Origin of the sequence: Planotetraspora kaengkrachanensis, from assembly GCF_016862895.1 — a bacterium.
Classification (GTDB): Bacteria; Actinomycetota; Actinomycetes; order Streptosporangiales; family Streptosporangiaceae; genus Planotetraspora; species Planotetraspora kaengkrachanensis.
Genome location: NZ_BONV01000042.1, coordinates 96,561 through 119,529, shown reverse-complemented (window position 1 = coordinate 119,529; position 22,969 = coordinate 96,561). Strand labels below are relative to the sequence as shown.

Below are 22,969 nucleotides of genomic sequence, written 5' to 3'. Positions count from 1 at the left end.
CCTAGGGAGCGTTCGGCTGGCTTGGGCGGTTCCCCATCCGGCTGCCCTCTCCGGCGGGACGATCAGGCCTGTGGCCATGTCAGTTGGGGCAGCACCAGGCCTACGGGGGAGCTGCCGGGGCATGGCCGGGGCTCCGTCCGCGCCTTGCGGTACGTGGGTGGTTGCGCAGGGCCATCCCGCCAGCCGACGACCCTGGCAAGCCGAGCAGACCCCCGCCCGGCCCGCCAGCGTCAGAACGTGCGTCAAGGTCCGCTTGACGTGGCGGACCGGGCGGCGGCCCGCTCCCCGGAGGGCGGGTCGGCGGCAGACGGGATGGCAGCCAGGTCTGCGGGTTGGGTTCGCATCCCCTCCCGCCTTATCAACGGCACGGATGTTGCGAGCGTCAGGGGCCATCGGTAATGGCCCAGGGCGTGGCCTGTGCTGCTGTCCGTTGCCGTGACTGCCATCTGTCGTTCATGCCTGCGTAGCCGTGTTAATCAGCCTGCTCCCTAGCATCTGCGACGTGCGCCGCTGGCCTCCCGCGGCCCTCTCGGGCTCGGACTGCTGCCATCCCTCGGTGCTCGATTAGCCTCCGACGACTGATAGGCCACGGGAATGTCCGAAGAACGAAAGCAGACTCGAATCTCGCGCCGCAACGCGCTCGGCGTGTTCGGGGCGGCAGCCTCTGGTGTCGCGGCCGGGCCGATGCTGCTCGGTGCACGTGCCGCCGAGGCCGAGGCGTACCCGGCCTCGTCGGCGGTACGAAGCCTCAGGAACGGCTCGGGCTCCACGCCGGTCCAGGGCCTGCACCTCCAGTTCGGTGGCGACCCGCGCAGCCAGATGGTGGTCTCGTGGATCACCGATGAGGAGGTGAAGAACCCGCGGGTCGTCTACGGCACGCTCAACGGAGGCTTCGGGTCCACGGCGTCCGCGGTCACGAAGTCCTACACCGACGGACACTCGGGCAAGACCGTCTGGGCGCACCACGCGCTGCTGAGCAAGCTCAAGTCCGACACCGACTACCTCTACGCCGCCCAGCACGACGGCGCGACGCCGGACGCGGGCACGTTCCACACAGCGCCGTCGGGTCGAGCGCCGTTCACGTTCACCAGCTTCGGCGACCAGGGTTCGCCGACGGTGACGTGGAAGAACGGTGCGAACCCGGTCGACGCCTCGGGCCGCGACTTCGAGCCCAACGCCACTCCGGCCGCCGGTGACATCGTCACGGGCGTGGAGAAGGTCGGTCCGCTGTTCCACCTGCTCAACGGCGACCTGTGCTACGCGAACAGCGGCCCCGACCGGGTTCGCACATGGAACCACTACCTGACCAACAACAGCCGCTCGGCGCGGTTCCGTCCGTGGATGCCGTGCGCCGGCAACCACGAGATCGAGGCCGGCAACGGCGTGCTCGGCTTCGACGCGTTCCAGACCTACTTCGAGCTGCCCTCGACCGAGACCGACCCCGAGCTGGACAACCTCTGGTATGCCTTCACGGTGGGCGCGGTCCGGGTCATCGCCCTGCAGAACGACGAGATCGCGCTGCAGGAGGGTGGCGACATCTACAACCGCGGCTACTCCGGCGGTCGTCAGCTCGCCTGGCTGGAGAAGGAGCTCAAGGCGGCTCGTGCCTCCAAGGACATCGACTGGATCGTTGTCTGCATGCACCAGGTGATGATCAGCTCCGCGACCGCGGCGAACGGCCCCGACCTGGCGCTGCGTGCGGCGTACGGCCCGCTGTTCGACAAGTACGGCGTCGACCTGGTCGTGTGCGGCCACGAGCACGACTACGAGCGCTCGCTGGCCGTCCGTGGTGTCGTGCCGGGCAGCGCAACCCTCACGCCCAACCCGAGCCAGAGCGCCACCGACGTCGTCGAGAGCGAGTTCGGTACCACGCACATGGTCCTCGGCGGCGGCGGCGTCTCCGGCGTCACCAACACCAGCTTCACGATGGACGACTTCGACGGCCACGGCCACCACTCGGCGTACGTCCAGACGGAGCACGTCGGCAAGTTCAACTCGGTCAAGGAGCAGGAGGCCGCGGTCTGGATCGGTGTCCGCGACGACATGCACCCCTACGGCTTCGCCGAGTTCGCCGTCGACCCGGGCCGCCACCCGGGCGACATGACCCGGATCTATGTCACCTATTACAACGTGATCACCCCGACAGGTGAGCTGAAGGTGTTCGAGCAGTTCACGCTGCAGCGCCGGCGCAGCGACGGCGGCAACCGCCACCACTAACCCCTTCGCCAGCAGCCTCAATCGTCGGACCCCCCAGGGGCCGGGACCACGTCCCGGCCCCTGCTCGACAGTCGAAGAGATCGCAGCTGACGCCCTCGTCCGGGGTGGCAGGTTCGGCGAACCGCCGGTGCGGCGTTGAACACCAGTTGGGGGCTAGCGGCGGGCTGCGTGCTGATCGAGTCGCGCACGAAGCGGGTGACCAACTGGGTGACAATCGGGACGGACACCAGCGGACGAGCGGGGACCGTGGTGGACGGTTCCGGCAGTTCAATCCCTATGAGGTGCCAGGCCAGAGGGCTGCGTTGGTTGCCTGATAAGGAAGAGGTCACTGCCGGTGTGGTACGCAAGGCGCGAGGTTCACCATACTGACGTGGTGGAACATTGGGCCGCCGCGGTACGTGCAGCTGAAAACCGCGGTGACTGGGACGAGGCGATCTCGGTGATCAGCTCTGTTGCCGAGTGCTTCAGCCTCGACTACGTCCGGCACGATGCGCATCTATGGCATATGGACTTGCTTGCGGAAGCGGGACGTCTCGATGAGCTGGCCATGCGGGGCGAAACCGACACGCATGCACGACGACGGTTGGACCGCCTGTTTTACGAGGAAGACCGCGACGACGATCTCCGGCGCCGCGCTCAGCACGGGGATAAGACTGCTCTGTACTTACTTGTGCGTCTGTTCCGCCGGCGAGGGGAAGACACCGCTGCCGTACAGGCAGTCACTGCTATCGATGAGACTGACGCCTACGCATTAAAGCTCGCGCATGAGACCCTGGCCGATACTTAACTCTGTTGGTACGAGCGGGCAGATGCGCCGGCTCTTCTGGCTTTCAGGAAGGCCAGATGATCGGCTCAGCCGAATGGCGTCCGTTCCTCCGTCGGATCGTGGAGGCGGGCGGTGACATTGTGGACGTTGCCCGCGCGATCCGAGTTCATGGTAGGAACGGCCAATACGTGCAGGCTGCGGCGGCCTTGCGTCAGGAGTTTGGACTAAAAATATCGGAAGCGCTGACAGTTCAGACGGGAGGCCCGGGCCAGGCCGAGTTCGACGTGGTCTTCCTCAAGAACATTGACCCGGTCGTCGCCATGGCCCAGCTCGAAGCGATCATGACGGGTTGCAGCTATGAGGAAGCCAGCCAACGCCCGCGGTCCGGGGAACTGCTGTCTTCGCCGGAGGATGGCCCGCCTTTCGTCGTCAGTCTGTCGGACACCTTGATCGATGCCCTTGGCACGGCGACGCAAGACGACCTCAGACGTGTTGCCGAGCTGTGGTCCATGACCGAGGAACTGCAACAGTCCCAGGTCAATGCAGAGACGGCGGCTGGTGTCCTGGAAGCGCTGGTAGGCCTGGCCTGACGTGCTCGGGCATCTAACTTGGGCTTGTATTGCTGGTGGTCACTGTGAATCAGTCCTGTGGGACACCAGCAGGCGCCCGATCATGCCGCGACCTTCGCGCCGCCTCGTAGGCAGGACAAGGTAGTGAGGCGTGATCATGCTGGGTGATGTGCGCGGAGCCAGGCAGCCGCTCTGCGCGCTGATGCGCGTGACAGCCACGCGTCCTGGACCACTTCGGCGAGCTCGTTCCGGGTGAGCTCATCGATCCGACTGGCCCGCAGTAGCACCGACGGATGACCGTCGAAGTGCGCGGTGGTGAAGAACAGCGATGCCTCGTCCTGGACCAGTGCCTGCTTGTCCGCCTCGGACTCAACCCAGAAGACGATCACATCGGCATAGCGCTCCCCGGTGTCGGGGTCGACGGCATCCGGCCGTGGGTTGCGAAAGAAGACGAACGACTTCCCGCCCACTTGGTAGACCGGATTGCCGCCGGTCCCGTACTCGACGGTGACGTGCGGCATGGCCAGAGCCAGCTCGTGCACGTCCTCGACACAGGCCGGCCGGCTTCCGTTGTCGTCGGGCACAGCCTCAGCGTAGGCGGCGCTCAGCGGAACGTCCGGCCATGCCGCAATCTGGACGCTCGGCAGGCGGGTCGGCTCTGGTCATCCGCCCGAGGGGGGCGCAGCCGACCCGGATCTCGGGGCGTCCCGCCCGCCGCTACGTCCTGTATCGGTAGAGGATCCGGCCGCGGGTGAGGTCGTACGGGCTGAGCTCCACGAGCACCCGGTCGTACGGCAGGATCTTGATGTAGTTCTTCCGTATCTTTCCGCTGATGTGCGCCAGCACCTTGTGCCCGTTCTGAAGCTCCACCTTGAAGGTGGCATTGCGCAGGCACTCGATGACGGTGCCCTCCACTTCGATGCCGTCTGATGTTCTTGCCATATCTCGCACTTTCTCCGTTCGGTGACTGTGAGGTCGGTGAGAAACGCGCCCCGGCAGATGCGGATGTCGCGGATGGCGGAGGCGACCGGCCGTCCCGCGCATTGCGGGAACCGATGCCCGCTCATCCGGCCGGCCTGTGCCGCGTGTGCTTCGGGCCCGGTCCCCTCGCGCGGTGATGCGGTGGGACGTCAGCGGAGCACCAACTCCAGGTTGCTGCTCGCACGCCGGGCGCCGACGCCCTCGAACAACGCCATGGCCGCCCCGTTGGATTCGTTCACTTCGGCCGATGCCGTTTCGATCCCGCAGCGATGCAGCGAACCCAGCACGTGGGCGAGCAGCGCCCGAGCGATGCCTCGGCGGTGCTGGTCGGACCGGACTGCGATCAGCCCAATCCGTGGCTGCCGGATCACCGGCGCCACCCGGACCAGTCCCACGTATTTGCCGGACTGTGCCGCCACCGCGTACTTCGACGGGTCCAGCAGGGTATCGCCGTTCGGGCGGGTCAGCACCTCAGCCGGCATCTCCTGCCACCCGACGGTGGCCTCGACTTCGTCGCGAATCTCGCGGTCCAACTTGCGCAGAGGGCCCTCCGCAGCTTCGCCGACGGCCACTATCGACACGCCCGACGGTGGTAGCACTGAGCCGAGTCCCGTGACCCGCGGGTCGGTGGGCACCAGGTACTCCCATTCGCGGCGTCGGGTCGTGAAGCCGGCTCGCTCCCAGTTGGACGTCAAGTCGCGGTCGGCCTCGTCGATCACCGCGTACAACGGCTTCGGCAGGTCCCGCAGCATGACATCGGCGAGTTGGTCGAAGACGGCGTCGTGCCACGCGTCGATGCTGAGGAAGTTCCGCCCATCGGGCCTGCGCGAAGCGTAGCCGCGGCCGACCACCCGGTCGTCCTCCACGGCGTGCCATTGCGTATCCGCGACCCGCGTGATCTCTACGGCATGCTCGCCCATGCCCGAAGTGGAATGCACAGAATTCATAGTTGGTGCCTTTCGGGGTTGCCTTGTCGAGGCGCTCCCGGCGACACCTACGTCAATCGCCCGACCGTGACGACGAGGGGAGCACCCACATCGATACAGCGTTCATGGGTCTCACCTCCTCGCGATGTCACGGTCTGCGGCAAACTATCGGCCCGGACGTCGTCGCGTCCAATCATTTTCCGCCGGCCAGCTCGGCGGGCCGCCGATGCGCTCATCTCCCGCATTGAACGCTGCTGTTCGCGCATCACGTGTTCACGAGAGTTCTCCGCGAGCCCGTGTAACCGACGTGTCGTAACAAACCACCTAGAATCCGCGCATGAGCCGTGCCGAGCGCTGGATGGCGGCCGGTGCCTGGATCATCGCGGGCTCGGCGGCCGCGCTGACCGTGGCCGGCCTCATCGTCGGCATGCGCAATGTGGCCGCGCTCGGGAGCGGCTACCGCGACCTCTTCCTCACCGACGTCTGGGTGGGGCTGGTCTTCCCTGTGGTGGGCGCCTGGCTGCTGTCCCCGAACCGGGCACGCCAGGGCCACGAGCACCGGGTGGGCCGGCTGCTGGTCAGCACCGGTCTGCTGGCGCTGTGCGGTTTCTGCGGCCAGGTCGCGACGCTTCTGCTCGCCACTGGACGCCAACCGGACATGGCCGGGCCGGCGGTCGCCTCGGCCTCTGCCTGGGTGGCCGCCTGGGCCTGGGTGCCGTACCTCTTCCTGACCACCCTTCTGCCCCAGTTGTGGCCGACCGGCCGGGTGGTGCACGGCGTCCTCACCCCTGTCACGGTGGCCGTGCTTGGCGCGGTCACACTTGGGGCCGCGGTCATGCCCGGGCCGCCGGACGGCTTTCCCCGGATCGAGAATCCGCTGGGCGGGCCGTCCTGGGTCGGAGAGATCACCGGCGGGCTCATCGCCGGTGTGGTGATGCTGCTCGGGCCGCTGACCGTGGTGGCGGCCTGGCGCAGGCTGCGGCGCGAGCCCTCCGGCAGCGACATCAGGAAGCGGCAGGCCCCGCTGCTCCTGGCCTGTGGAGTGGCGGTCTTGGCCATGCTCACGCAGGACTCGTTCAGCTACCCGCTCAGTGACATCTGGCCGGCTCTGGCATTCACCGGTGTGGCCGCCGCCGTCGTGGTGCCCACCGCCCGCGCGGATCGGTATGCGGCGGTCGAGCGGGAGCAGGCGCGGCTGGCGCGGTTGGTCCGGGCCGAACGGGAGCGAATCCACCGGGATCTGCATGACGAACTCGGTCCCGAGTTGGCCGGGATGGCGCTTCAGGTCGCCGCGGCGGCGGACCGGCTGGCCGACTCCGAATCCCGGGAGAGCCTTGAGACGCTCGCCCGGCGGATGCGGCTCTCGGTCGCCGAAGTACGCCGGATCGTCGAGAGCGTACGGCCCGCGGCTCTGGAGACCGGAGGCCTGCGGGCCGCGCTGGAGCGGCGCGCCGCGGAACTGTCGACCGGGCCGACCCGCGTCGACCTGGTTCACGACGCACCCGAGACCCTGCCCCGGCAGCTGGAGGAGACGTTGTACCGGCTGGTCTCCGAGGCGATGAGCAATGCCGTACGGCATGCGGGGGCCGACCGCTGCATTGTCACCGTGACCGGCGGGCGGCGAGAGGTCACCGCTGAGATCGCCGACGACGGGTGTGGAATCTCCGGAACCGGCATCGGCGCCGGCACCGGGATCGCCGGCATGAGGGAGCGGGCCGCGCGGGCGGGAGGAACCCTCACCGTCGGGCCGGGACCCGACGGAGGCACCACAGTCAGGGTCCGCATCCCCTTGGAGGAGGGCGCATGACCGATGTCCGGGTGCTGATCGTCGACGACCACCCGACGTTCCGCGCGGGGCTACGGGCGATTCTGGACGGCCGCCACGGGATCGTCGTGGTGGACGAGGCCGACGACGGCGAGTCGGCGGTGGCGGCCGCCGCCCGGTGCGCGCCTGATGTGGTGGTGATGGACCTGGCGATGCCCGGCCTCGATGGTGTGGCCGCCACCCGTCGGATCGCCGGCGGGCCCGACTCGGTCAAGGTGCTGGTGCTCACGATGAACGACACCGATCAGGCCCTGCATGCGGTGCTGCGTGCCGGGGCGCGCGGCTATGTGTTGAAGGACGCCTCCGCGGATGAGATCCGTTCCGCGGTGCTGGCGGTCGCTGAGGGGAGAGCGATCTTCGGGACGGGGGTGTCGGAGCGGCTGCTGCGTTCTTTCGCCGGGCAGGGTCCCGGCCAGGCGCTGCCTTACCCGGAATTGACACCTCGCGAGCGCGAGGTGCTGCATCTGGTCGCAGATGGGCTGGACAACACCGTCATCGCGACGCGGCTGCACCTGAGCGCCAAGACGGTGCGGAACTATGTCTCGGCACTGCTCGACAAGCTCGGCGCCGCCAGCAGGGCCGCGGTCGTCGCCAAGGCGCGCGAGGCGGGCTTCGGCGGTCCCGCCCGATCGGATCGGTACTTCCGCCCCTGACGGCTGGGACGCCCGTCACGCGATCGTGTGCGGGATCGGCGCCCGCCCCGGGCGCCCACGCCCCACGGAGGCGACGTCGTGACCTTCATCGAGCCGGGCCTGACAGCCGCGGAATCCACCCCCACGGCCCGCGGCGGCTGGCCCGGCCTGCTGCGCGCCTGCGTTCTGGTCCTGGTGGCCATGACCGTGCTGCAGATGCTGCTGGGCCGTTTCCTCGGCCCGTCACTGATCGTGCTCGACATCCTGGTGGTGACCGGGCTGGTGCTGCTGCGCCATCGGACCCGGACAGGGGTGGGCGTGATCGCCGGAGCCTGCCTGCTCAATCTGCTGGTCCACTCCGGGCTGCTGGTGTACATGCTCAGCTCGCCTGAATCCGGGCCGGTCTTCGCCGCAACCTCGCTGAACGCGCTGGCCTCGCTCACCGGCCTGATCGCCGCGGTTCCCGCCTGGCGCACGCGAAGGGTCGCACGCGCGGGTGGCCGGGCGCGGTCGGTGTTGCTGGCCGCCGGCGTGCTCGCCGGTGTGAGCGTGGTCGCCTCGACCGCGCTGTGGCTGACCCGCGATCAGGACACCGCACGAGCCGGGGACATCCTCCTGGTCACTGATGGCACCCGGGTGGATCGCGCTGCTCTGGAGGCGCCCGCGGGAGAGATCTCGGTCCTGCTGCGCAACGATGACCTGTTCTCGCCGCGGGCCTTCGACATCGACGCGCTCGACGTGCATCTGACCGTTCCGCCGTCGACCACCCGCCGAGTCACGTTCAGCGCGCAGCCCGGCCGGTACGCGTTCCACGACGAGATCACCTTCACTCCCGCCACCGGTGGCAGCCTCACCGTGCACTGAGACGTCCTCGCGTCGAGGGTTCGACAGCTCGGAGGCCCTCCCGGGGAGGGCCTCCCGTTCAGCGGTCAGGTGGTCGGCAGGCTCTGGAGTGCCAGAAGCCTGGACGCCTCTTCCACCCAGGTCCGCTCCAGCTCACTGCTGGTGATCTGCTTGAGGGCCGAGTAACCGGTCGTCGCCTTGGTGCCGGCGTCGTTGCTCTTGGAGAGCAGATCGGCGGCGAATGCGGCGAGGGCCTTGAACGCGAGATAAGGGGGAGCATCCGAGCCGTACCAGAGCATTGAGATCACTCGCTTGCCGCCAGGCTGGATGATCAGCGACCGGAGAGGCTCCTTCTCTCTTATGGACTCCCGGAGGCACTGGACGGCCTGCCGGAAGCAGCCGAGGAGAACGCAGTCCCCATCGGAGAGGTTTCGCTCCGAGGCCACTCGCACGAGCAGGGACTCCAATTTCCCCTCGATCTCCGCTGCGCGATCGAGCAGGCTGCGCCGGAAATCATCCTGGTTCCTCATGTCGGCGGGAGCGTTGCTCCAGAGCTTCCAGACGGCGAAGAACTGTCCGTAGATGTCATAGAAGACGCCGAGAGCCACGAGATCGAGCTCGCGGCGCTTCTTGCGTTCGTCCCAGCGGGCGGTGAGTCGATTGCCGACCAACCACCCCAGAGAGAGGGTCAGTACGGCGACCACGAGATTGGGAACCGATTTGATCGTCTCTTCCCACAGCGATGAACCCATGCCGTCTCCTCGCCTCGGCTGTCCCGAAGGATCGGCGACAGGGTAACGAGGGTGTCCGCCGGATACATCGGGATTCGACGACATCTGCGACGACGGTTTCAGCCGAGCGGATCGCTCGGATAGGCGGGCGCCGCCGCGTCGACGAGGTCGGCCAGCGCCCTGGCGAGGCGGTCGACGCCCTCGCCGGGTGGGCCACCGGGCTCGCTCATGTAGGTGTCACGGCGGATCTCGATCATGAGCGCGGTGACCGCCGTCTGCTGCCGGTAATGCTTGAGCGGCACGTAGCAACCGGAGAAGGGGGTGTTCAGTTCGATGTCCCCGAAGCCGGTGAACGCGGCTTCGGCGGCACGGATCAACTCGGGAGGGGTGTGGAAGGAGTCCGTTCCGAGGCAGATCGCGGGCCGCGGGCCGTCACCGTGCAACTCGTACGGCAGGGGCCGGCTGGGATAGGAGTGGACGTCGATGACGACGGCGTGGCCGGTCGCGGCCAGTCGCGCGTCGACCAGGTCGGCCATGGCGGCGGCGTACGGCCGGTAGTGCCGGGCCAGGAGAGCCTCGTCGCGGGCGTCGTCGTCGTGGCGAAGCCGCCCGCCGTGCGCCGTGCGGGTGTAGACGGCGCCCATGCCGACGGCCCGCATCTCCTCACGCTCGTCGGGAAAACGTTCGGGATCCACGACCAGCCGGGAGTAGCGGTTCTCCAGCAGCCACGGCGTCAGGGCGGCGGCGTCCGCGGCGCGGGCGGCGATGAGCCCGGTGTGGGCGTCGGTCATGTGGTCCAACTCCACGGCCAGGGCGTCGTCGTCGAGGGCGATGCTCTGACGGGCGGCGGGGGTGAGGGCGCGGGAACCGTGCGGCACGTGCAGGACCACGGCGGAAGCCGGCGCGCCCGCCTGCACGCGGTGGATCGGCTCCTCGGACATGTTTCCGCCCCCGGCTGTTCGTGTCTTGTGGTCATTCCGGATTATCCGGGAGGGCCGGCGACGGGCGATCACGGCGGCAGGGAAACGGGCTGCTGCCGAATTCGGGGTCGTGCTACCCGGCGGCGCCCGGCTCGGCCGCGGCCGCGAACAGGGCGTCGGCAAGCCGGGCGACCGGCTCCGCCGGCGGGTGGGGCAGTCGCGCCAGCACGATTCGGCGCAGCTCCTCCGGGCCGCCGTGCACCGCCACGATCCGCACCCCCGGGGGTGCCGCCGACGCGAGCGACGGCGGCACGGTGGTCAGTCCGCACCCGGCGGCGACGAGATGGAGCTTGGCCATCCAGTCGCGGGCGGTGTGCGCGATCTCGGGTCGTTCGTCCAGCCCGGGCCACACTCCCATCAACTGCTCATCGCCTGAGGAGGCGCTCGCGACCCAGCGCTGACCCCGCAGATCGGCGACGTCCACGGAATCACGCCGGGCGAACGGATGGGTGGCGGGCACCGCGAGGCGGAGGGTGCGCTCGGTGAGCGTCCGCAACTCCAGCGGAGGCGACTCGGCGTCGGGTGGACGGAACGGCGGTGCCGAGGCCAGCACCGCGAGGTCCACGCTGCCTGCCCGCAGTGCACGGACCAGTGCGGGCGTGCTGCCCTCTCTCGTGACGACCCTGATGGCGGGGTGAGTGCGGCGCAGCGCGGCGACCGCGCGGGGGACAAGGACGGCGCCGGCACTGGTGAACCAGCCGAGGCGCACGGTGCCGGCCTCGGTGGGCAGACCGGCGAGTTCACGAGCCGTGGCGTCGATCTGGTCGAGCACCGTCGTGGCCCGTCGCAGCACGATGTGCCCGGCGGCGGTGAGCCGCACTCCGTCGCGGCGGCGTTCCAACAGGGAGATCCCTGCGGCCCGTTCCAGCGCGGAGATCTGGCGGGACACGGCGGACTGGGTGTAGCCCAGCGCGGCGGCCGCGGCGGTGAGCGTGCCCCGCTCGGCCACCTCGCGGAAGACCCGGAGTTCGGTCAGCGAGGCGTTGGTGAAGTCCATGAACTTTACGCATACCAGGTGTGCGTAACTTTCGTTGGACGCATGCCTGAACCCTTCCTACCCTGGGGCGCATGGAGATCGCACGCGTCGCCCTGGTCACCGGGGCCAACCAGGGCATCGGCTTCGCGCTCGTCGAGGGGTTGGCCGCCCGGATGGGGCCTGACGACATGGTCCTGCTCACCGGCCGCGACGGCGGCCGGGTCGACGACGCCGCATCGCGCGTCGCCGAGGCCGCCGGGACGCGGAGCCGGGTGGAGGGCCGGGTGCTGGACGTGACCGACGCCGGCGCCGTGGCCGCGATGGCCGTCGAACTCGGCGAACGGTACGGCGGAGTGGACATCGTGGTGTCCAACGCGAGTGCCCTGCTCACTCCCGATCGCTCGCAGTCCGAGCAGGCCGACGAGTTCATCGCGGTCGCCAACGGCGGCACGCATGCCATGCTGCGCTCGTTCGGCCCGGTGCTTCGCCCCGGCGGACGGATGGTCGTCGTGGCGAGTTCCCTGGGCACGCTCGGCCATCTGGACTCTCGGCTCCATGCCTTGTTCGACGGCGCGTCGCTCGACGAGGTGGAGCAGGCCGTCGAGTCCTGGCGCACCGACATCCACGCCGGCACGGCCGAGGAACGGGGCTGGCCGCGCTGGCTCAACGTGCCGTCCAAGGTGGCGCAGGTCGCGGCGGTGCGCGCGGTCGCGGCGCGGAGGCGGGCACGGGACGTGCCCGAAGGCACACTGATCGCCGCCGTCTGTCCCGGACTCGTGGACACGAGGCTGTCGCGGCCGTGGTTCCCGGACTTCAGCCAGGCCCGGACCCCGCCGAGGGCCGCGAAGGCGGTGCTCGACCTGTTGCTCTCCGAACGGGTCGATCCAGAGTTCTACGGCGAACTCATTCGTTTCGGTCGCGTGCTGCCCTGGTACGGCGGCACGCCTCCCCTTGAACAGGACCGGCTCCTCACCGCGTGATCCACTTTCTCGGACCGGCTCGGCCTGGGGAGCCCTTCCACATGAGGTTCAGAAGATGATCGTCCACCCTTCCCTGGACGCCTGCTGTTTGGTGTAGGACACCCCGTCGGCCTTGAGACCGGCGGGGTCGAGCAGGGTGATCGCCCCGCCGCCGTTGGCCAACTGGAGTCCCGCGGTGACGGGAAGGCGGAGTGCCGCTCCCGGGCCGATGAGGCCGGTGAGAGGGAGCGTGCGGTTCCCCTGGTCGGTCAGGCGCCAGCCGTCGAGGTCGATCGGCTCGGGTGAGGTGTTCAGAAGGGTGACGGTCTCGGGTTCGGGGGCCGGGCCGACGGGATTGACGAGAGTGGCGAGGATGCGAAGCGCCCGTTCGCCGGGGACCGGCCGTGGCGGCGCCTCCTCGACGGCGTGTCCCGTGGTGTCGTCGGTGTGCCAGGCCTGGGACTGGAAGGCGAGGAAGATCGCGATCCACCGCTGCTCGCCGGGCAGGTGGATCAGCAGCCCTCCGTCCTGCCAGACGCCGTCGTCCCTGCGGAAGCTTCCGCTGTTGCCCTGGTTCATGTGCACGTCGTGGACGCCGTTGCCCGGCAGGAAGCCGAAGACCTTGTCGCGTGTGGAGGGCTCGGGACCCCATCGTTCGCCGAAGACGTAGACGCCGGCGGCCGGGTCGCCGATCGCCCGCTGGATGTAGCGGTCGAGCTTGTCGGCCAGGTCGTTGTCCTGGCCGGGAACCTCGGGCGGGAGCGGGCGCATGAGCGCGGGGTCGAACAGGTTGCCGCGGATGAAGTCCAGGCTCGCGCCGCCCGGTCGCGACGCGAGAGGCGTCCAGCCGCTGCCCGCCTCCGGCAGGAGTGCCGTCACGGGGTGGGCGAAGTCCTCGTCGGCGAGGTAGAGCAACTCGGAGGGTGCCTGCTGTGACTGGACGTTGATCGCGGCACGATACGCGGTGCCGCCGGCGTCGAGCAGATGGATCTGGAAGTGGGGGGTGTCGGTGGTTCCCTCACGGCGCCGGTCGACGGCGCGAGCCGCCAGTACGCCATAGGACCGTAGTGGCATCGGCGATGCTCCAATCACCTGGCGTCGGGTCACATCGGCTCGGGTGCGATCTCGACAGTAATCTCGGCGCCGGTTGAATGGCCAACATTGCGGCATTTGGAAAACAAGTCCGTTATTCGCGAGTCGCGTCACCTGGACAGGAGGCCGGACGTCGGAGGGTGCGCCTACTCACCTCATGCTGAGTAGCCGCACTCAGGACACGCCCACCGGCCGTGCCGACGATGGCCTTATGACACGAACAGTGCAAACGCGCCAGACCACGACGGCCGCGTTCTACGTGCAGGCTGTGATCTCGTTCGGGATCTCGGTGACCGCTCTCGCGGTGGGCGTCGCGTACATCCCGGTGAGCGGCTGGATCCGGTCGTTCCTGGCCCTGGGGCTGCTCTACGTGGTCACCTCGACGTTCACCCTCGCCAAGTGCGTGCGGGACCGGCAGGAGGAGAGCACCATCGTCGGCCGGGTCGACCAGGCGAGGCTCGACAAGCTGCTGGCCGAGCACGACCCCTTCAAGGTCGACTGACGGCGCGGCCCTTCCTGACGGGTTCACCCACCGGTCGAGTCATGTTCGCACGCAAGAACATCACGACCGGAAAGGTCATTTCGGTCTGAGTCGGGCGTCTCGTTCGTCCGGTCCGCACCGCTCCGCCGCCGGCGAGCGGTCGCGGCCGGGCGATCGATCCGCCCTCTCTCAACGCGAAGTGCCCTTGGAGGAAATGATGCCCACCCGAGCGAAGATCGCCACTGGACTGGCGGCCACGATCACCGTCGGAGCGCTCGCCCTGAGCGCCGGCCTGACGCCTGCCCAGGCCGCCGAGCCCACGCACGTCCTGACCGGCGCGTCGGCTGCCGCGGTCGTCGAGCCCCCGGTGTTCACCGCCACCCTCGCCAGGTCTTACGACACCTTCGACGCGAACCAGGCCGTCGCCGTCGACAAGAAGTACTTCTACGTGGTCGACAACCGAAAGATCACCAAGCACGACAAGGCGACCGGCAAGCCGTTGCTGCAGTTCGTGTCCGAATCCGGCGGTCCGATCATCCACATGGACAGCGCCGTGGTCGTCGGCGACAAGCTGTACACCGCGCACTCCAACTACGACGAGTCGCCGATGGAGAGCTCCATCGAGGTGTTCGACACCAAGACGATGCGGCACGTCGACACCTACAGCTTCGGCATCTACCGCGGTTCGCTGACCTGGCTGGACCGGCACGACGGCGCCTGGTGGGCGGGCTTCGCCAACTACGACGAGGTGCCGGACGGCGAGACCGAGCCGTACGGCGGGACCTACAACACGCAGATCGTCAAGATGGACGACCACTTCCAGGTCGTCGAGTCCTGGAACATCCCGAAGGCGATCCTCGACCGGTTCAAGCCGATGAGCAACTCCGGCGGATCGTGGGGGCCCGACGGCCGCCTCTGGCTGACCGGGCACGACCTCGGCGAGGCGTACGTCATGAACCTGCCGACCGCCGGCTCCGAGCTCGAGTGGGTCGCGACGGTCGGCCTGCCCGACGTCGAGGGCCAGGGCATCGCCTGGGACCGCTCAGGCGACAAGCCCACCCTGTGGGCGATCAAGCGCTCCACCTCGCAGGCGTTCAGCTTCACCGCGCCGTATCGCTCGATCAGCGACCCGCACGGCTCCTCCTGGCAGGTGCTCGGCCCGGGCCACTTCCAGCAGTGAGCTCCACGCGCTGATCAGCGGATGATCGATGGAGTCCCACTGCGAGGCGGCTCCATCACGAGGCCCTTCCGGTTCGCCGGGAGGGCCTCACGCCGCTCCGGCGGTTGACCCTTCGGACGGGCCTGAAGAAGACTGCACCATGGCCGACATCGGAAACTCGCTGACGAAGGCGTTCGACTTCGTCTGGGGCCGCTTCCTCGATCGCCTCGAAGGCCTGACCGACGACGAGTACTTCTGGGAACCGGTTCCCGGCTGCTGGTCGGTGCGCCAGGACGCCGTGGGGCGATGGCGGATCGAGGGTGACGGCGCAGGACCGACGGGCGAGCCCGCCCCCGACCCTCCGCCTTTCACCACGATCGCTTGGCGTATCGGGCACATCGGAGGAGCCTTCATCGGCTTCGGCGACCGGCTCTTCGCCGACGGCAAGATCACAGACGTGGACTACGCCTCCTCGGCGACGGACGCCCGCGCCTTCCTGGACGCCGCCTATCGGGACTGGCGCGAGGGCATCGGCGGGATCGGCGAACAGCGGTGGTGGAGCCCCATCGGCCCGGCCTTCGGCGTCTACGCCAAGGACTCGACGGTCGACCTGGCGCTGCACGTCTTCGACGAGATCGTGCACCATGGCGGGGAGGTCGGAGTTCTGCGTGATCTTTACCGCCGCAGGGGCGAGCTCGGCTGCTCCTGAGCCGCGACCCCGTCCCTGACGGCCGGAGCGGCGGCCGCTCCGAGCCGTACGCCGGGAGCCTCAGGCGGAGGCCCTCACGAGCGATCTGCTGAGGTGGGCGAGCGCACGCTCCGACGTGCTGTCCGGCTCGGCGCCCATGACGATGAGCTGCTGACTGGGGGCGCTGTTCACCGTGAACACGTCCCAGTGCAACGTCACCGGCCCGACGTCGCGGTGGTTGAACTGTTTGACCTGGTTGCGCCTGGTCCGCACGTCATGGCGCGCCCACAGGACGCGGAAGTCCTCACTGTGCTCGGACAGCTCCTCGACGAGTTCGACGAGGTCGGGGTTGCCGGGGTCTCTTCCCAGCGCCGCGCGGAGCTCGGCCACCTTGTACGCGGCGGCCTCCTCCCAGTCCAGATACAGGCCCCGCGCCTCCGGGCAGAAGAAGACCAGCTTCAGGCAGTTCTCCTTGTGATCCACCCCGTCGTAGAGCCGCATGGTCAGCGGTGTGGCGGCCAGGACGTTCAGGCCGCGCCCGATGACGAACGCCGGATTGTCGCGCCATCCGCCCATGAGCTGGAGAAGGGCCGGGCTGATCTGCTCCGGTCCGCGGGTCTCCGGCCGCGGCGGCCACGCGCGCGTGTGCACGAGCGCGTACATGTAGTCGGCGGCGTCGGCGTCGAGGCGCAGGGCCTCGGCGAGGGCGGTCAGCACCTGCTGGGAGGGATTGCGTTCGCGCCCCTGTTCCAGCCGGATGTAGTAGTCGGTGCTCACGCCGGACAGCATCGCGAGCTCTTCGCGGCGCAACCCGGGGGTGCGCCGCCGACCGCTGGGCGGCAGGCCGACGTCCTCGAGTGACGTCGCCTCGCGCCGGCTGCGGAGGAAGTCGCCGAGAAGCCTGTCGTTGTCCATGTCGACAGGCTAATTCGCCTGACCTGCGACGACAGTGGGTGTGCCGCACCCAGGCTGAGACCTGATCCGGCGTGAGACCGTCCACGCGGCGTCCCGTCGGGCGCAATCCGTTGCCCTGAGGATCAGATTGCGCGACCCTCCAGTCATGGACGACGAGCGGCGGATCCTGGCCGGCGACGACGGAAGCCCCGTGCTCAGCTATGTGAAGGGCAGCAGGGACGGCGAGCCGTGGGCCGGTTTCCTGGAGGTGCTCGGGCCCGGCGCGGCCGATCTCATCATGGCGCGGTGGCCCGGCTGGTTCGTCTCGGTGCCGGAGGACTTTTCCGGCGAGCTGATCGGCAGGGGCGCCCGGCTCGTACGGCACGTGCACGCGATGTCCTGCGACCTGCGCGGCAGGCCGCCGTCGAAGGTCCGGCCCCCGGGCGGGTTCCGGTTCGTGCCGTGCGACCGCCCGCCGGAGGACCTGCTGACCACGTGGACGGCGGCCTATCCGCCGGACCACCCCGACCACGAGCCGCGTGACGAGGCTCACACGTTGTCCGAGCATCTGGTGCCGCTGCTCCGCGGCGAAGTCGTGGGCGACCTGCTGCCGTGCAGCAGGCTCGCGGTGGACGCGGACGACACGGTGGTCGGAGGCGTGCTGGTCAACGACTGGCGCGGTACCCCCCTGGTCTCCGACATCGCCCGCCATCCGGCAGGCTCGCCCGCGGGCCTCGGCTCCGCGCTACTCGCGACCGTGATGGACGCCGCGGCGGCCGACGGGCACTCGGCCATGGACCTCGCGGTGACGCACGCGAACCCGGCCAGAAGGGTCTACGAACGGCTCGGCTTCACTGTGGTGCGCACCACGGTGACCGTCCGGATCTGACGAGACGCCTACGGAGGTTCACAGGCCGGAGACGAACGTCCGCACGGCTCCCTCGTACTGCTCCGGGTCGACGTTCCACGAGCCGGTGTGGCCGCCGTCCTTCGTCTGGACGAGCGTGACGAGGTCGGGCCGGACCCTGGCGAACTCCAGAGCCGGCTCGACGGGCACGGTGCCGTCGTCCGCGTCGACGAAGATCAGTGCCGGGATCGAGAAGTCGCCGGCGTGCCGTACATGGTCGAGGTCGTCGAAGGACAGGCCGGTACGCCGCTCGATGACCCAGTCGGCGACGGAGACGAGGAAGGCGGGCACACCCATCTGGCGGCCGCCGTACGCGATGGGCGAGCGCCAGTCGAGGACGGGACTGTCCAGGATCATGCCCGCGATCGGCTCGTCCGGGAGCCTCCGCACGGCCATGGGCACGATCGAGCCGCCCATCGACCATCCGTAGAGCACCACACTGGTCGCGCCCTGGTCCTTGGCGTAGGTGACGGCCGCGGCCAGGTCCTCCCACTCGGAGGCTCCGAGGTGGAGCTTCCCGTCGGGGCCGGCGGGCGCGCCCGCGTCGTTGCGGTAGGTGATGCCGAGAACGGGCATGCCGAGCCGGCGAAGGGTCGGCAACACCCGGAGGGCCTCGGCGGCGTCGCCGTTCCGGCCGTGAACGGCGATCACCCACGTCGACGACGTTCCCTCGGTCTGCCACGCGGGGAAGCCGCCGAGCGGCGAAGGAACCGTCACTTCCCGGTACGGCACGTCAACGGCCGAGGGGGCCACCCGACCCCACAACGACCGGTCGAGATGGGCCCGCACGCCGGGGCGGAGCGTGCCCCGCGACACGCTCTCCACTTTCCGCGTCACCGTGTCCACGCCGGTCGAGACCACCGCGCCGAGCAGAGCGTTGCCGTCCGCCCAGGTCAGGCCGTACGTTCCGGGAGCAGCCGTGTCCGTGCCGCCCTCCAGCGTGACCAGGTCGCCGTCCACCGCCGTCACCTCGAGCGGATATTCCGAGGTGTGGGCGGGGTCGATGACGAAGCGGGAGAAGTACCACCCGGCGCTTCCGAGCGCGATCACTGAGAGGAGGGGCATCCCCGCCGCGGCCCACATGAGGCGACGTCTCCATGGGGGATAGGCACGCATGGCCCAGAACCTAGCGTGAGACGGCGTGATGCCCACCCATATGAGGCCGAATCCTGATGTGGTGTGCACCACGGCCGACGACCGGCGTGACCGGCGCCAGAACGGACGGCTGTCCGGCAGGGCGGTTATCCGGTGGCCAGGTCCACGTTCGGCTGTTTACGCTTCGCGGGTGTCCTCTTCCTTCGACTGGCCTGCCACCAGGGCCCACAGTGTGCAAGTCAGTCACCTGACCCATGTCCTCCCTGACGGCAGGGCGTTGCTGAACGACGTGTCGTTCCGTATCGGTGAAGGAGCCAAGGCCGCCCTGGTCGGCCCCAACGGGGCGGGCAAGACCACCCTGATCCGGCTGATCGCCGGCGATGCCCAGCCGGTCGAGGGATCGGTGACCCACGCCGGCGGACTGGGTGTGATGCGGCAGTTCATCGGCAGCCTGCGTGGCGCGGGCGAGGGCTCGGCCGCGGGGGACGGCCGCGACAGCCGTACGGTCCAGGACCTGCTGCTCAGCGTCGCTCCGGTGCGCGTGAAGGAGGCCGCCGAGCGGCTGCACGGCGCCGAGCTCGCCATGATGGAGCGCGAGGACGAGAAGACGCAGATGCGTTACGCCCAGGCGATCACCGACTACACCGACGCCGGCGGTTACGACATCGAGGTGCTCTGGGACACCTGCACGATGGCGGCGCTCGGAGCGCCCTACGACAACGTGAAATATCGGGATCTCACCACGTTGTCCGGCGGCGAGCAGAAGCGGCTCGCGCTGGAGGCGCTGCTCCGCGGGCCCGACCAGACGCTGCTCCTCGACGAGCCCGACAACTACCTCGACGTGCCGGGCAAGATCTGGCTCGAACAGGCGCTCAGGGAGACGCCCAAGACCGTGCTGCTGGTCTCCCACGATCGCCAGCTGCTCGCCAACGCCGTCGACAGGATCGTCACCGTCGAGTCGGGGAACGTCTGGATCCACGGGGGCGGCTTCGCCACGTACGCCGAGGCCCGCAGGGAGCGCAACGAGCGGCTCGACGAGCTGCGCCGCCGCTGGGACGAGGAGCACGCCAAGCTCAAGCGCCTGGTCGTGATGCTGAGGCAGAAGGCGACCTACAACGACGGCATGGCGGCGCCCTACCACGCGGCCCAGACGCGGCTGCGCAAGTTCGAGGAGGCGGGGCCGCCCGAGCTCGCCCCGAAGGACCAGCTCATCAGCATGCGCCTGCGCGGCGGCCGCACCGCCAAGCGTGCGGTGATCTGCGAGAAGCTCGAGCTCACCGGCTTGATGAAGCCCTTCGACCTCGAGATCTGGTACGGCGAGCGCGTCGCCGTGCTCGGCTCCAACGGCTCGGGCAAGTCGCACTTCCTGCGTCTGATCGCGGGGGAGGACGTCCGGCACACCGGGGTGGCGCGCCTGGGCTCGCGCGTCGTCTCCGGGCACTTCGCGCAGACCCACGCCCGGCCCGATCTGCTGGGACGCACGCCCTGCGAGATCGTGATGACCGAGCACGCCCGGCTGAAGAACGAGGCCATGAAGGCGCTCGCGCGCTACGAACTGGCAGGAAACACGGCCGAGCAGCGGTTCGAGACGCTCTCCGGCGGTCAGCAGGCCCGGTTGCAGATCCTGCTGCTCGAACTGTCCGGAGCCACCCTGCTGCTGCTCGACGAGCCGACGGACAACCTTGATCTGGCCAGCGCCGAAGCGCTGCAGGCCGGGTTGGACGCCTTCGACGGCACGGTCCTCGCGGTCACGCACGACCGGTGGTTCGCCGCCGACTTCGACCGCTTCATGGTGTTCGGGGCCGACGGCAGGGTCTATGAGTCGCCGGAGCCGGTCTGGGACGAGGCTCGGGTGGCGCGTCCGCGATAAATCCGGTAAATCTCACTGAATCGCAACGAATGGCGATTCAGTGAGATGAATCGGATTTGCGGCGGCTGATTCGCCGGAGAAGCACCCGGCCCGTGTTCGGAATGGCCCGCTCGCCGCCGGTGGAGAAAACGAAGAGAACGGCCGTTAAAAATAGCGCAGGCGTTGCGCGTGTCAGCGATCAGGCCGTGCGGTTCCGGGTTATGACGGCTGAGTGACGCGACGTACCCGAATCACGATCGCCCTCGCCCTCACCGCACTGGTGGCCACGGCGTGCTCCGGCGACGACAAGTCGAACGGCCTTCGGCCGCTATCGCTGAAGGAGCAGGCCTCCTCCGTCGTCAAGTCGGGCAGCGGCTACGTGGTGAGCTGGGCGGGGGTGCTCAGCAACGCCAACCGATGGCACTTCGGCGAGAACGCGGTCGCCGTGATCACCGCTGTGGACGCAGCCGGCAAGGAGGTCGTCCACATGGAGCAGCCGCTCGACGCGGTCGCTCCGGGCGCGTCGCTGCCCTTCTCCGGGCAGGTGACCTCCAGCGCGAAGCCCGTCCGCGTGAAGATCGACTACAGGCCCGCCTCGTGGCGGGCCGCGAGCCGTATACCGTCGGCCTTCCTGGCCTTCCCCGCGTCCGAGGTCTCGACCGACCGGCTGCCGGAAGGCTCCTACCTCGTGACGGGCTACGTCTCCGACCCGTTCCTCAAAGCGGCGGACGGTCTCGCGGTCACCGCACTGCTGCGGGACGCGGCGGGCAGGCTGGCGGGCGGCGGCACCGCCTACGTCGACGACGTCCGCGCGGGTGACAAGCGCCGCTTCGTCATCACCGTCGACGGAGTGCGCGGAGCGGTCGCCAAGACCGACGTCCTGGTCACCACCTGGGGGGCGACGGCCAAGCCGTACGAGGACCTGGCCAACGCGGGCGCCGTGCCCGTCCACACGGTCGCCCCCACCACCGAGCCGTTCGTGAAGGACCGCGGCTACCAGACGATCAACGATCGACGGCAGTGAGACCGCGCCTCGCCGTGTCCCGGCGCACGGGATCCGGCGGCACCCGCTGTCGATCTTGAAATCGGAAGCAGGTTACCGTAACGGCATGACGAGCCCCAGGATCGTGGTCTTCGGAGCCACCGGCTTCACCGGCGGGCTCATTGTCGACGCTCTGCTCGCGATCGGGGTCCGGCCCCTGCTCGCGGGCAGGGACCGGACCAGGCTCGACGCGCTCGCGGCGGCCCTCCCGGCCGAGGTTCCCACCGCCGTCGCTGACGCCAGGCGGCCGGAATCGGTGCGGCGCATCGTCGGACCCGGTGACGTGCTCGTCTCCTCGGTCGGCCCGTTCGTCCGCATGGGCGACGCGGCGGTGACGGCCGCGACGGAGGCGGGCGCCACCTACCTGGACACCTGCGGCGAGCCGATGTTCATCAAGCGGGTCTTCCAGCGGTACGGCCCCGCCGCCGCCACCCGGGGGGTGGCTCTCCTCACCGCGTTCGGGTACGACTACGTGCCCGGCAACCTGGCCGCGAGCCTAGCGCTGCGGAAGGCGGGCGGAGAGGCGGTGCGCGTCGACGTCGGCTACTTCCTGAGCGGCAACATCGCGCGGCGTGCCAGCGCCGGAACCCGCGCCTCCGCACTCGGCGTCGCCCTCGACCCCATGTACGGCTTCCGCGAGGGCCGCATCGTCAGGGAACACGGCAGGACGCGGGTGTTCGACACAGGCGGCCGTCGTCGTCACGGCGTCTCGGTCGGCGCGTCCGAGCACTTCACCCTGCCGCCCGCCCACCGGGCGCTGCGCGAGGTGAACGTCTATCTCGGCTGGTTCGGCGGCCTCACCCGGGCCGCGGGACTGCTGGCCAGGGCGGCCCCGGTGATCGCGGCCCTGCCGGGCGCCAAACGGGCGACGGACACCATGGCCGCTCGGGCGCTCCGCTCCGCCGGCCGGGCGCGTCCGCCGGGCAGGCCGCTCACCTCGCAGGTCGTGGCAGAGGCCTACGACGCGAGGGGCAGACTGCTCGCCTCGGCCGAACTCGACGGGGGCGATCCCTACGACTTCACCGGGCGCGCCGTCGCCTGGGCCGCCGCGGCCGCGCTGGCCGGTGGCGTACGAGGAAAGGGCGCCCTCGGCCCGGTGGACGCCTTCGGTCTGGACCCTCTGGCTGAGGGATGCGCGGAGGCGGGGTTCGCCGCCGGGGAGGCCGGGTGAGCCGATTTCCCGGCTCTGCGCGGCCATTTCTCCGATGAATATGAATTGTCCGAATAAGATGCCATAAAGCGGTTCGCGGGCTGTGGCGAGACGGGTGGAATCGACACTGATCGTCGATAGTTAAATGCGATCCATGTAGTTACGTGACTTCGGGAGAATCGGTGGAGCTTTAAGTTACAGAGCCTT

At 69.2% G+C, this 22,969-nt stretch carries 23 protein-coding genes; 14 read left to right on the top strand and 9 right to left on the bottom strand.

The features are described 5' to 3' along the window. The first annotated feature begins 594 nt into the window (after nt 1-594). The 3 genes from Pka01_RS33695 (at nt 595) to Pka01_RS33685 (ending at nt 3,573) form a co-directional block, all read left to right on the top strand. A complete protein-coding gene (locus Pka01_RS33695) occupies nt 595-2,217 on the top strand; it encodes a purple acid phosphatase family protein (protein WP_203887003.1) in 1,623 nt (540 codons plus the stop codon). Nucleotides 2,218-2,587: 370 nt separating this feature from the next. Next, complete coding sequence (locus Pka01_RS33690) at nt 2,588-3,004, top strand: hypothetical protein (protein WP_203887002.1); 417 nt, start codon at nt 2,588-2,590, stop codon at nt 3,002-3,004. Between the two features lie 56 nt (nt 3,005-3,060). Beyond that, nucleotides 3,061-3,573, top strand: coding sequence for a hypothetical protein (locus tag Pka01_RS33685; protein ID WP_239115781.1), 513 nt, complete (start codon nt 3,061-3,063; stop codon nt 3,571-3,573). A gap of 134 nt (nt 3,574-3,707) precedes the next feature. Here Pka01_RS33685 and Pka01_RS33680 read toward each other — a convergent pair whose 3' ends face one another. The 3 genes from Pka01_RS33680 to Pka01_RS33670 form a co-directional block, all read right to left on the bottom strand. Then, the gene (locus Pka01_RS33680) at nt 3,708-4,136 is read right to left on the bottom strand and encodes an MmcQ/YjbR family DNA-binding protein (RefSeq protein WP_239115779.1); all 429 of its coding nucleotides are present in this window, start codon (nt 4,134-4,136) and stop codon (nt 3,708-3,710) included. 133 nt (nt 4,137-4,269) lie between these two features. Next, nucleotides 4,270-4,494, bottom strand: coding sequence for a translation initiation factor IF-1 (gene infA, locus Pka01_RS33675; RefSeq protein ID WP_203887001.1), 225 nt, complete (start codon nt 4,492-4,494; stop codon nt 4,270-4,272). Nucleotides 4,495-4,682: 188 nt separating this feature from the next. Next, nucleotides 4,683-5,453 carry a GNAT family N-acetyltransferase gene (locus tag Pka01_RS33670; RefSeq protein ID WP_239115778.1) on the bottom strand — a complete coding sequence of 257 codons (771 nt, stop codon included), beginning with the start codon at nt 5,451-5,453 and terminating at the stop codon, nt 4,683-4,685. 343 nt (nt 5,454-5,796) lie between these two features. Between Pka01_RS33670 and Pka01_RS33665 the strand changes: the two genes are divergently transcribed. From Pka01_RS33665 to Pka01_RS33655, 3 genes are all read left to right on the top strand, one after another. Next, complete coding sequence (locus Pka01_RS33665; RefSeq protein WP_203886999.1) at nt 5,797-7,266, top strand: sensor histidine kinase; 1,470 nt, start codon at nt 5,797-5,799, stop codon at nt 7,264-7,266. Continuing rightward, the gene (locus Pka01_RS33660) at nt 7,263-7,937 is read left to right on the top strand and encodes a response regulator transcription factor (RefSeq protein ID WP_203886998.1); all 675 of its coding nucleotides are present in this window, start codon (nt 7,263-7,265) and stop codon (nt 7,935-7,937) included. The genes Pka01_RS33665 and Pka01_RS33660 overlap by 4 nt, the downstream gene beginning before the upstream one ends. A 78-nt stretch (nt 7,938-8,015) precedes the next feature. Continuing rightward, a complete protein-coding gene (locus Pka01_RS33655) occupies nt 8,016-8,780 on the top strand; it encodes a cupredoxin domain-containing protein (RefSeq protein WP_203886997.1) in 765 nt (254 codons plus the stop codon). 65 nt (nt 8,781-8,845) lie between these two features. Here Pka01_RS33655 and Pka01_RS33650 read toward each other — a convergent pair whose 3' ends face one another. From Pka01_RS33650 to Pka01_RS33640, 3 genes are all read right to left on the bottom strand, one after another. Beyond that, nucleotides 8,846-9,511 (bottom strand): hypothetical protein, encoded by a 666-nt coding sequence (locus tag Pka01_RS33650; RefSeq protein ID WP_203886996.1) that lies wholly within the window; start codon nt 9,509-9,511, stop codon nt 8,846-8,848. A 98-nt stretch (nt 9,512-9,609) separates the two neighbouring features. After that, on the bottom strand, nt 9,610-10,431 hold the full coding sequence (locus tag Pka01_RS33645) for an N-formylglutamate amidohydrolase (RefSeq protein ID WP_203886995.1): 822 nt from the start codon (nt 10,429-10,431) through the stop codon (nt 9,610-9,612). A gap of 112 nt (nt 10,432-10,543) precedes the next feature. Then, nucleotides 10,544-11,467, bottom strand: coding sequence for a LysR family transcriptional regulator (locus Pka01_RS33640; protein ID WP_203886994.1), 924 nt, complete (start codon nt 11,465-11,467; stop codon nt 10,544-10,546). Between the two features lie 71 nt (nt 11,468-11,538). Here Pka01_RS33640 and Pka01_RS33635 point away from each other — a divergent pair, with 71 nt between their 5' ends. Continuing rightward, entirely contained in the window at nt 11,539-12,426 is an 888-nt protein-coding gene (locus Pka01_RS33635; protein ID WP_203886993.1) for an SDR family NAD(P)-dependent oxidoreductase, read from the top strand. A gap of 48 nt (nt 12,427-12,474) precedes the next feature. On the opposite strand, the gene Pka01_RS33630 is transcribed toward Pka01_RS33635, so the two are convergent. Further along, nucleotides 12,475-13,479 carry a DUF2278 family protein gene (locus Pka01_RS33630; protein WP_203886992.1) on the bottom strand — a complete coding sequence of 335 codons (1,005 nt, stop codon included), beginning with the start codon at nt 13,477-13,479 and terminating at the stop codon, nt 12,475-12,477. A gap of 229 nt (nt 13,480-13,708) precedes the next feature. Here Pka01_RS33630 and Pka01_RS33625 point away from each other — a divergent pair, with 229 nt between their 5' ends. From Pka01_RS33625 to Pka01_RS33615, 3 genes are all read left to right on the top strand, one after another. Beyond that, a complete protein-coding gene (locus Pka01_RS33625; protein ID WP_203886991.1) occupies nt 13,709-13,999 on the top strand; it encodes a YiaA/YiaB family inner membrane protein in 291 nt (96 codons plus the stop codon). Nucleotides 14,000-14,195: 196 nt separating this feature from the next. Then, nucleotides 14,196-15,158, top strand: a complete 963-nt coding sequence (locus tag Pka01_RS33620) for a hypothetical protein (protein WP_203886990.1) — start codon at nt 14,196-14,198, stop codon at nt 15,156-15,158. Between the two features lie 139 nt (nt 15,159-15,297). Beyond that, the gene (locus Pka01_RS33615; protein ID WP_203886989.1) at nt 15,298-15,846 is read left to right on the top strand and encodes a DinB family protein; all 549 of its coding nucleotides are present in this window, start codon (nt 15,298-15,300) and stop codon (nt 15,844-15,846) included. A 60-nt stretch (nt 15,847-15,906) separates the two neighbouring features. On the opposite strand, the gene Pka01_RS33610 is transcribed toward Pka01_RS33615, so the two are convergent. Continuing rightward, the gene (locus Pka01_RS33610; RefSeq protein ID WP_203886988.1) at nt 15,907-16,740 is read right to left on the bottom strand and encodes a helix-turn-helix domain-containing protein; all 834 of its coding nucleotides are present in this window, start codon (nt 16,738-16,740) and stop codon (nt 15,907-15,909) included. A 145-nt stretch (nt 16,741-16,885) separates the two neighbouring features. Between Pka01_RS33610 and Pka01_RS33605 the strand changes: the two genes are divergently transcribed. Beyond that, nucleotides 16,886-17,608, top strand: coding sequence for a GNAT family N-acetyltransferase (locus Pka01_RS33605; RefSeq protein WP_203886987.1), 723 nt, complete (start codon nt 16,886-16,888; stop codon nt 17,606-17,608). Nucleotides 17,609-17,626: 18 nt separating this feature from the next. Here the strand turns inward: Pka01_RS33605 and Pka01_RS33600 are convergent, their stop codons facing one another. Next, the gene (locus Pka01_RS33600) at nt 17,627-18,742 is read right to left on the bottom strand and encodes an alpha/beta hydrolase family protein (RefSeq protein ID WP_203886986.1); all 1,116 of its coding nucleotides are present in this window, start codon (nt 18,740-18,742) and stop codon (nt 17,627-17,629) included. Nucleotides 18,743-18,953: 211 nt separating this feature from the next. Between Pka01_RS33600 and Pka01_RS33595 the strand changes: the two genes are divergently transcribed. The 3 genes from Pka01_RS33595 to Pka01_RS33585 all read left to right on the top strand — a co-directional run bounded on the left by Pka01_RS33595 (nt 18,954) and on the right by Pka01_RS33585 (nt 22,783). Continuing rightward, nucleotides 18,954-20,591 carry an ABC-F family ATP-binding cassette domain-containing protein gene (locus Pka01_RS33595; protein WP_239115784.1) on the top strand — a complete coding sequence of 546 codons (1,638 nt, stop codon included), beginning with the start codon at nt 18,954-18,956 and terminating at the stop codon, nt 20,589-20,591. Nucleotides 20,592-20,802: 211 nt separating this feature from the next. Further along, nucleotides 20,803-21,594 (top strand): hypothetical protein, encoded by a 792-nt coding sequence (locus Pka01_RS33590; protein WP_203886984.1) that lies wholly within the window; start codon nt 20,803-20,805, stop codon nt 21,592-21,594. 85 nt (nt 21,595-21,679) lie between these two features. Then, nucleotides 21,680-22,783: a saccharopine dehydrogenase NADP-binding domain-containing protein gene (locus Pka01_RS33585; protein WP_203886983.1), complete on the top strand. Its 1,104-nt coding sequence runs from the start codon at nt 21,680-21,682 to the stop codon at nt 22,781-22,783. Nucleotides 22,784-22,969: the final 186 nt, after the last annotated feature.

What these genes read in the sequence shown, in the direction of transcription:
- Pka01_RS33695 (WP_203887003.1), top strand. Translation starts at nt 595, where the DNA reads ATGTCCGAAGAACGAAAGCAGACTCGAATCTCGCGCCGCAACGCGCTC.
- Pka01_RS33620 (WP_203886990.1), top strand. Translation starts at nt 14,196, where the DNA reads ATGCCCACCCGAGCGAAGATCGCCACTGGACTGGCGGCCACGATCACC.
- Pka01_RS33635 (WP_203886993.1), top strand. Translation starts at nt 11,539, where the DNA reads ATGGAGATCGCACGCGTCGCCCTGGTCACCGGGGCCAACCAGGGCATC.
- Pka01_RS33605 (WP_203886987.1), top strand. Translation starts at nt 16,886, where the DNA reads ATGGACGACGAGCGGCGGATCCTGGCCGGCGACGACGGAAGCCCCGTG.
- Pka01_RS33670 (WP_239115778.1), bottom strand. Translation starts at nt 5,453, where the DNA reads ATGGGCGAGCATGCCGTAGAGATCACGCGGGTCGCGGATACGCAATGG.
- Pka01_RS33640 (WP_203886994.1), bottom strand. Translation starts at nt 11,467, where the DNA reads ATGGACTTCACCAACGCCTCGCTGACCGAACTCCGGGTCTTCCGCGAG.
- Pka01_RS33625 (WP_203886991.1), top strand. Translation starts at nt 13,709, where the DNA reads ATGACACGAACAGTGCAAACGCGCCAGACCACGACGGCCGCGTTCTAC.
- Pka01_RS33665 (WP_203886999.1), top strand. Translation starts at nt 5,797, where the DNA reads ATGAGCCGTGCCGAGCGCTGGATGGCGGCCGGTGCCTGGATCATCGCG.
- Pka01_RS33615 (WP_203886989.1), top strand. Translation starts at nt 15,298, where the DNA reads ATGGCCGACATCGGAAACTCGCTGACGAAGGCGTTCGACTTCGTCTGG.
- Pka01_RS33600 (WP_203886986.1), bottom strand. Translation starts at nt 18,742, where the DNA reads ATGCGTGCCTATCCCCCATGGAGACGTCGCCTCATGTGGGCCGCGGCG.
- Pka01_RS33610 (WP_203886988.1), bottom strand. Translation starts at nt 16,740, where the DNA reads ATGGACAACGACAGGCTTCTCGGCGACTTCCTCCGCAGCCGGCGCGAG.
- Pka01_RS33685 (WP_239115781.1), top strand. Translation starts at nt 3,061, where the DNA reads ATGATCGGCTCAGCCGAATGGCGTCCGTTCCTCCGTCGGATCGTGGAG.
- Pka01_RS33650 (WP_203886996.1), bottom strand. Translation starts at nt 9,511, where the DNA reads ATGGGTTCATCGCTGTGGGAAGAGACGATCAAATCGGTTCCCAATCTC.
- Pka01_RS33585 (WP_203886983.1), top strand. Translation starts at nt 21,680, where the DNA reads ATGACGAGCCCCAGGATCGTGGTCTTCGGAGCCACCGGCTTCACCGGC.
- Pka01_RS33630 (WP_203886992.1), bottom strand. Translation starts at nt 13,479, where the DNA reads ATGCCACTACGGTCCTATGGCGTACTGGCGGCTCGCGCCGTCGACCGG.
- Pka01_RS33660 (WP_203886998.1), top strand. Translation starts at nt 7,263, where the DNA reads ATGACCGATGTCCGGGTGCTGATCGTCGACGACCACCCGACGTTCCGC.
- infA (WP_203887001.1), bottom strand. Translation starts at nt 4,494, where the DNA reads ATGGCAAGAACATCAGACGGCATCGAAGTGGAGGGCACCGTCATCGAG.
- Pka01_RS33645 (WP_203886995.1), bottom strand. Translation starts at nt 10,431, where the DNA reads ATGTCCGAGGAGCCGATCCACCGCGTGCAGGCGGGCGCGCCGGCTTCC.